The 267-nt window shown below is 47.2% G+C and carries 1 pseudogene; it reads right to left on the reverse strand.

Features of this window, described 5'->3' with window-relative positions:
- Positions 1-267: pseudogene (locus HT711_RS10935) on the reverse strand (peptidase); the annotation flags it as partial.

Genomic DNA, 267 nt, shown 5'->3' on the forward strand with positions numbered 1-267 from the left:
CTATTACAGCTTCCGCTGCTTCCTTCGCTGCTTCTGCTTTTTGCTTAGCGTCGTTATAGGCAGTCACTTTGCTTGCTGGCTTGTCAGCTGTGTCTGGTGCACTTGTGATTTCGCTGCCTAAGGCATTATTCGCTTGCGTTAGAGCTGTCTTGTCTGCTTTATCGACTAACTTCTCTTTCGCTTTGTCCAACTTACCTTGAGCTGCGGTTACTTTTTCTTTCGCTGCTTGAACTTCAGCCGCTGTCGCATTGTCACCTTTAGCTAATG

This window comes from Streptococcus sp. 1032 (genome assembly GCF_013277015.1).
GTDB lineage: Bacteria > Bacillota > Bacilli > Lactobacillales > Streptococcaceae > Streptococcus.